The following is a 7,520-nucleotide window of genomic DNA, read 5'->3' on the forward strand; positions in this document are numbered from 1 at the left end:
CCAGCAATAAAAAACCCCAGCCTACTGCAGGCCAGGGTTTCGGGTATTGCGCTGGCGCAGTGTTATTCGACGGCTTTGACCATGTCTTCGATGACCTTCTTGGCATCACCGAAGACCATCATGGTTTTGTCCAGGTAGAACAACTCGTTGTCCAGGCCCGCGTAGCCGCTGGCCATCGAGCGCTTGTTGACGATGATGGTCTTGGCCTTGAACGCCTCAAGGATCGGCATGCCGGCAATCGGCGAGTTAGGGTCGTTCTTGGCGGCCGGGTTGACCACGTCGTTCGCGCCCAGCACCAGTACCACGTCGGCCTGACCGAACTCGGAGTTGATGTCTTCCATTTCGAACACCTGGTCATAAGGCACTTCGGCCTCGGCCAGTAGCACGTTCATATGGCCAGGCATACGGCCCGCCACCGGGTGGATCGCATACTTCACGGTCACGCCGCGGTGGGTCAGCTTCTCGGTCAGCTCTTTAAGCGCATGTTGCGCACGTGCCACCGCCAAGCCATAGCCCGGCACGATGATCACGGTGTCGGCGTTGGTCAGCAGGAAAGTCGCGTCGTCGGCAGAGCCGGATTTGACCGGGCGCGCTTCTTTCGAACCCGCAGGACCCGCCGCATCGGCTGTGTTGCCGAAGCCGCCGAGCAGTACATTGAAGAACGAGCGGTTCATCGCCTTGCACATGATGTACGACAGGATCGCGCCGCTGGAGCCTACCAGCGAGCCGGCGATGATCAGCATCGAGTTGTTCAGCGAGAAGCCGATACCCGCCGCCGCCCAGCCGGAGTAGCTGTTGAGCATCGACACGACGACCGGCATGTCGGCGCCGCCAATCGGGATGATGATCAGCACCCCAAGCACAAACGCCAGGGCCAGCATCAATGCGAAGGCGCTGAGGTTGCCAGTGAACATGAACGCCAGGCCCAGACCCAGGGTTGCAAGGCCCAGCACCAGGTTCAGCTTGTGCTGGCCGCCGAACTGTACCGGTGCGCCCTGGAACAGGCGGAACTTGTACTTGCCCGACAGCTTGCCGAACGCGATCACCGAACCGGAGAAGGTGATGGCACCGATGGCCGCGCCGAGGAACAGTTCCAGGCGGTTGCCGGCAGGGATCGAGTCGCCCAAGTGTTTGACGATGCCCAGGGATTGCGGCTCGACCACGGCGGCGATGGCGATAAACACTGCGGCCAGGCCGATCATGCTGTGCATGAAGGCCACCAGCTCGGGCATCTTGGTCATTTCTACGCGCTTGGCCATGATTGAACCGGCGGTGCCGCCGATCAATAGGCCGACAATGACGTAACCAATGCCTGCGGTAGCCAACTCTGCGCCCAGCTTATAGATGAGGCCCACGGTGGTCAGCACCGCCAGCGCCATGCCGAGCATGCCAAACAGGTTGCCGCGTCGCGACGTGGTGGGGTGTGACAAGCCTTTAAGGGCCTGGATAAAGCAGATCGACGCGATCAGGTAGAGCGTCGTTACAAGATTCATGCTCATTACTTCGGCGCCTCTTCTTTTACTTTCGGGGCTTTTTTCTTGAACATCTCGAGCATCCTGCGCGTTACCAGGAAGCCGCCGAACACGTTGACCGCCGCCAGAGCCACGGCCAGAGTGCCCATGGTCTTGCCCAGGGGTGTCACGGTAAGGGCTGCCGCCAGCATGGCGCCGACGATCACAATCGCCGAGATCGCGTTGGTCACGGCCATCAATGGCGTGTGCAACGCGGGGGTGACGTTCCAAACCACGTGGTAACCGACGTAAATCGCCAGCACAAAGATGATCAGGTTGTAGATACCGGGGGAGATAAGCTCTTCCATCGTCTGAATCCCTGCTTAGGCGTTTTTACGGATGACTTGGCCGTCGCGGCACATCAGGCACGCGGCGACGATGTCGTCTTCGAGGTTGATTTCAAACTGCCCTTCCTTGGTGAAGACCAGCTTCAGGAAGTCCAGCAGGTTGCGTGCATACAGAGCAGACGCATCAGCAGCGACTGCGCCGGCCAGGTTGGTCGGGCCGCAGATGGTCACGCCGTTTTCCACGATCACCTGATCGGCGACTGTCAGCGGGCAGTTACCGCCCTGGGCTGCGGCGAGGTCGATGACCACGGAGCCGGGTTTCATTTGTGCGACGGTTTCAGCACTCAACAGGGTCGGTGCCTTGCGGCCCGGGATCAGCGCGGTGGTGATAACAATGTCGGCTTGCTTGGCGCGTTCGTGCACGGCCAGGGCCTGGCGCTGCATCCAGCTGGAAGGCATGGGGCGCGCATAACCGCCGACGCCGACGGCGCATTCGCGTTCTTCATCGGTTTCGTAGGGCACGTCGACAAACTTGGCACCCAGGGATTCGATCTGCTCTTTTACTGCCGGGCGCACGTCGGACGCTTCGATCACTGCGCCCAGGCGTTTGGCCGTGGCAATCGCCTGCAAGCCTGCAACGCCAGCGCCGAGGATCAGCACGCGCGCGGCTTTGACGGTGCCGGCGGCAGTCATCAGCATTGGCATGAAGCGTGGGTAGTGATGGGCTGCCAGCAATACCGCTTTATAGCCGGCGATGTTCGCTTGCGATGACAGCACGTCAAGACTCTGGGCCCGCGAGGTGCGCGGTGCAGCTTCAAGGGCGAAGGCCGTAATGCCGCGCTCGGCGAGTTTGGCGATGGTTTCGTTGCTGAACGGGTTGAGCATGCCCACCAACACGGTGCCGCTTTTGATCAGCGCCAGTTCGCTGTCGCTGGGGGCAACCACCTTGAGAATCAGCTCGGCACCCAGCGCATCCTCGGCACTGCCAATGGTTGCGCCTGCCGTTTCATAGGCACTGTCCACGACACTGGCTTTAATGCCTGCACCGCTTTGAACAGTGACCTTATGGCCCTGGCCGATCAGCTTCTTGATGGTTTCCGGGGTGGCAGCCACCCGCGTTTCACCGGTCTGGGTTTCGAGAGGAACACCAATGTGCACGTCAAATCTCCTGCATGATCTTTTTGCTTTTGATCTTTTTGTAAAAAGGCCAGTGCACCGCGAGTGGCGCAACTGGGGCGACCGATCAGCACGATCCCGCCGAAATGACAGCGGGGCGCGGCATTTTGCAGGCGAACTTTACGGCCATCAAGGGATTATGACGGGTGACGAAAAATTAACTACAAGTCACCCTGTGACTGATTGTCGCAATGCCCTTTAATAACCGCTTTAAATACAGGTGTTTAGAGGGGTTCAGGCTGTATTTAGACTTTTTACAATTGTCGCGGTGAATGGGCGGGCATTGGCTGCTCATCGGCGCTGCAAGCCGTGTAGATCATAGCTTCGCGCCGGATTTCTGGCTGGCAGGTACAGTCTGTGTAAATGCGACATATCCGTACATCTGTAGGATTTAGAATTTATTGACTACAGGGTCAGCAAGCGGCATCGGGCCTTTAAACATTGGGGTTATAGCGCTGTGATTGATCAATTAACCAGTCTCTGAAGGCGTGCAGTGAGGCGGATTCGACTTTTCTTTCGGGAATCATCAGGTAGTACGCCTTCGAGCTGCTGAGAGCCTCGGTGCTTGCGATCACTAATTGCTTCTCCTCAAGCTCGCGCTGGATAAGGAATGGCGGAATCAGCGCAATGCCCATGTCATGCATGGCGGCCTGAGACAACATCGAGAATAGCTCGTAACGTGGGCCTGTCATGTCACGGGGTATGTTCAGTTGTTGCGCGCTGAACCACTGGCGCCAGGCGTATGGCCGAGTGGTTTGCTGCAGTAGCGGCAATTGCGCGATCTGCTGAGGGCTGAAGTGGTCACGGTCACCCAGCAAGCGCGGGCTGCACACCGGCAGAGGATTTTCCCCCATCAAGCGGTGGGACTCGGTGCCGGACCAGTCCGCATCGCCGAAGTAGATCGCAGCATCGAATTCGGTATCGGCAAATAGAAACGGGCGCGTCCGGTTGGTGAGATTGACGGTCACCTCTGGGTGCTGTCGTTGAAAATCTTTCAGTCGAGGGATCAGCCATTGCGTGCCGAAGGTCGGCACCACGGCCAGTTCAATGACGTTGGCGCCCTGCTGTCCCATTACGGACAAGGTGTCGCGCTCTACGGCGTCCAGTTGCATGGCGACACGCCGGCTATAGGACAGGCCCGCTTCCGTCAGTTTTACCCCGCGCCTCGAGCGCCGAAATAGCTCGACACTCAAAAACTCTTCAAGGCTGGCGATCTGTCGACAGATGGCGCCTTGAGTGATGGAAAGCTCGTGCGCCGCCTTGGTAAAGCTCTCGTGGCGGGCCGCAGCCTCAAAGCTGACCAGGGCCGTCGTACTGGGAATTTTTCTGCGCATGTACGGAGTACTCACTTATAAAGCGCGTCTGCGCCCTTCTCAGTCGTTTCGGAGTGAGAAATTAGCACAACCCTATGCAGAAACCTCGTTTGCCCTCTGCGTCAGCCCAGCCTAGGCTGCATCCACGACTTCTGATTTTTTCCGCGAGGGCTTATTCATGGCTGGTAAGGCAAGCTTCAACTGGATCGATCCGCTGCTGCTGGATCAACAGCTCACCGAAGAAGAGCGCATGGTGCGTGACAGTGCTGAGCAATTCGCCCAGGACAAGTTGGCGCCGCGTGTGCTCGAAGCCTTCCGCCATGAAAAGACTGACCCGGCGATCTTTCGCGAGATGGGCGAAACCGGCCTGCTCGGCGCGATGATCCCTGAGCAGTACGGTGGCAGTGGCTTGAATTACGTCAGTTATGGACTGATCGCCCGTGAGGTCGAGCGTGTCGACTCCGGCTATCGCTCGATGATGAGTGTGCAGTCGTCACTGGTCATGGTGCCGATCAACGAATTTGGTACCGAGGCGCAGAAGCAGAAGTACCTGCCGAAGTTGGCATCCGGGGAATGGATCGGCTGCTTTGGCTTGACGGAGCCTAACCATGGTTCTGATCCGGGCGCGATGATTACGCGGGCGCGCAAGGTAGACGGCGGCTATAGCCTGACTGGCGCCAAGATGTGGATCACCAATAGCCCGATCGCCGATGTGTTTGTGGTATGGGGCAAGGACGATGCCGGGGATATCCGTGGTTTTGTCCTTGAGAAGGGCTGGAAGGGTCTGAGCGCTCCAGCGATTCACGGCAAGGTCGGCTTGCGGGCTTCCATTACCGGTGAAATTGTCATGGATAACGTATTTGTGCCGGAAGAAAACATTTTCCCGGATGTGCGTGGTTTGAAAGGGCCTTTCACCTGCCTTAACTCGGCGCGTTACGGCATCTCCTGGGGCGCGCTGGGTGCTGCCGAGTTCTGCTGGCATACCGCTCGCCAGTACACCCTGGATCGTCATCAGTTCGGGCGTCCATTGGCGGCAACCCAACTGATCCAGAAGAAGCTGGCCGATATGCAGACCGAGATCACGTTGGCGCTGCAAGGGTGCCTGCGTCTGGGGCGCATGAAGGATGAGGGAACGGCGGCGGTTGAGATCACGTCGATCATGAAGCGCAACTCGTGCGGCAAGTCACTGGATATCGCCCGTATGGCGCGTGACATGTTGGGCGGCAACGGTATTTCCGATGAGTTCGGGGTGGCGCGCCATTTGGTCAACCTGGAGGTGGTCAACACCTATGAAGGAACGCATGACGTGCACGCCTTGATTCTTGGGCGTGCGCAAACCGGTCTTCAGGCGTTCTATTAATAGGAGCACGGTATGGGCGCGCTTTCACATCTGCGGGTGCTGGACTTATCGCGAGTGCTGGCGGGCCCCTGGTCCGGGCAGATCCTTGCGGACCTTGGGGCTGAAGTGATCAAGGTCGAGCGGCCTGGTAATGGCGACGACACGCGTGCATGGGGGCCGCCCTTTCTCAAGGATGCATTTGGCGAGAACACCAGTGAAGCGGCGTATTACTTGTCGGCCAACCGTAACAAGGAGTCGGTGACTATCGACTTCACGCGACCGGAGGGGCAGAAGCTGGTGCGTGACCTGGCGGCCAAGTCCGACATCCTGATCGAGAACTTCAAGGTGGGTGGTCTGGCGGCATATGGGCTGGACTATGAATCGCTGAAGGAGATCAATCCCGAGTTGATCTATTGCTCGATCACAGGCTTTGGTCAGACGGGGCCTTATGCGACGCGCGCGGGTTATGACTTCATGATCCAGGGGCTGGGTGGCCTGATGAGCCTGACCGGTCGGCCAGAGGGTGACGAAGGGGCCGGGCCTGTGAAGGTTGGCGTGGCGTTGACCGACATCTTGACCGGGCTCTACTCGACGGTGGCCATTCTCGCAGCGCTGGCCCATCGCGATCATGATGGTGGCGGCCAGCACATTGATATGGCGTTGCTGGATGTGCAGGTGGCATGCCTGGCTAACCAGGCGATGAATTACCTGACGACAGGTATTTCGCCAAAGCGTTTGGGCAATGCTCATCCCAATATCGTGCCTTATCAGGATTTCCCCACGGCTGATGGTGACTTCATCCTCACGGTGGGTAACGACGGGCAGTTTCGCAAGTTCGCTGAAGTGGCGGGTCAGCCTCAATGGGCAGAGGATCCGCGCTTTGCTACTAATAAGCTGCGGGTGGCTAATCGCGCGGAGCTGATTCCGTTGATTCGCCAGGCTACGGTCTTCAAGACCACGGCTGAGTGGGTATCGCAGCTGGAGCGAGTGGGTGTGCCTTGCGGGCCTATCAATGACTTGGCACAGGTGTTCGCCGACCCACAGGTCAAGGCGCGGGGGCTGGCGATGGCATTGCCGCACGCGTTGGCGGGGATGGTGCCTCAGGTAGCGAGCCCGATTAGGCTATCCAAGACGCCGGTTGAGTATCGTAGCGCGCCTCCTCTATTGGGGGAGCACACGGTTCAGGTGCTGCAAGGAGTGCTTGGGCTGGGGCCGGCGAGTGTGGCTGCTTTAAAGGAAGCGGGGGTTATATGAGCGGTTCCCTCTATATAGAGTGTGTGAAGATCTCCATATCGGTCGTTTTTTAATCAATCCTAACTAATTGATAGAAAAGCAAAATTAAGGGTTGACGGCAGATTCTGGAAGTCTATAATTCGCCCCACTTCCGGCGCAGTCGAAACGGAAAACTCCTTGGTAAACAAAGAGTTACGCAGAATTCGACAGCGAGTTGCTTCAGTTCATCGAAGCCCAGAAGGAGTTGGTAGAGCAGTGTTGTTTGGCTCTATTAACGTTTCGATCTTCTCGGTCGAAAGCGGAGAAAAAGAGGTGTTGACAGCAGCGTGTAACGCTGTAGAATTCGCCTCCCGCTAACGAGAGATCGGAAGCGCAAGTGGTTGAAGTTGTTGAAGAAATCTTCGAAAACTTCTGAAAATAACCACTTGACAGCAAGTGAGGCTGCTGTAGAATGCGCGCCTCGGTTGAGACGAAAGATCTTAACCAACCGCTCTTTAACAACTGAATCAAGCAATTCGTGTGGGTGCTTGTGGGGTCAGACTGATAGTCAACAAGATTATCAGCATCACAAGTTACTCCGCGAGAAATCAAAGATGTAACCAACGATTGCTGAGCCAAGTTTAGGGTTTCTTAAAAACCCAAAGATGTTTGAACTGAAGAG

6 protein-coding genes are annotated in these 7,520 nt (G+C 57.6%); 2 read left to right on the forward strand and 4 right to left on the reverse strand.

The features are described 5' to 3' along the window. Positions 1–62: 62 nt before the first annotated feature. The 4 genes from AACW30_RS31425 to AACW30_RS31440 all read right to left on the reverse strand — a co-directional run bounded on the left by AACW30_RS31425 (position 63) and on the right by AACW30_RS31440 (position 4,308). A complete protein-coding gene (locus AACW30_RS31425; protein ID WP_119741358.1) occupies positions 63–1,499 on the reverse strand; it encodes an NAD(P)(+) transhydrogenase (Re/Si-specific) subunit beta in 1,437 nt (478 codons plus the stop codon). Beyond that, complete coding sequence (locus tag AACW30_RS31430) at positions 1,499–1,819, reverse strand: NAD(P) transhydrogenase subunit alpha (protein WP_003187417.1); 321 nt, start codon at positions 1,817–1,819, stop codon at positions 1,499–1,501. Before AACW30_RS31430 ends, AACW30_RS31425 begins: the two co-directional genes overlap by 1 nt. A 15-nt stretch (positions 1,820–1,834) precedes the next feature. Further along, a complete protein-coding gene (locus tag AACW30_RS31435; protein WP_119741360.1) occupies positions 1,835–2,956 on the reverse strand; it encodes a Re/Si-specific NAD(P)(+) transhydrogenase subunit alpha in 1,122 nt (373 codons plus the stop codon). Between the two features lie 452 nt (positions 2,957–3,408). Further along, positions 3,409–4,308 (reverse strand): LysR family transcriptional regulator, encoded by a 900-nt coding sequence (locus AACW30_RS31440; RefSeq protein ID WP_119741362.1) that lies wholly within the window; start codon positions 4,306–4,308, stop codon positions 3,409–3,411. Positions 4,309–4,465: 157 nt separating this feature from the next. Here AACW30_RS31440 and AACW30_RS31445 point away from each other — a divergent pair, with 157 nt between their 5' ends. Beyond that, positions 4,466–5,647, forward strand: a complete 1,182-nt coding sequence (locus tag AACW30_RS31445) for an acyl-CoA dehydrogenase (RefSeq protein WP_053253703.1) — start codon at positions 4,466–4,468, stop codon at positions 5,645–5,647. Between the two features lie 12 nt (positions 5,648–5,659). Continuing rightward, entirely contained in the window at positions 5,660–6,880 is a 1,221-nt protein-coding gene (locus tag AACW30_RS31450; RefSeq protein ID WP_106576067.1) for a CaiB/BaiF CoA transferase family protein, read from the forward strand. The last annotated feature ends 640 nt before the right edge of the window (positions 6,881–7,520 follow it).

The organism is Pseudomonas sp. MF6747, from assembly GCF_963890955.1.
Lineage (GTDB): Bacteria > Pseudomonadota > Gammaproteobacteria > Pseudomonadales > Pseudomonadaceae > Aquipseudomonas.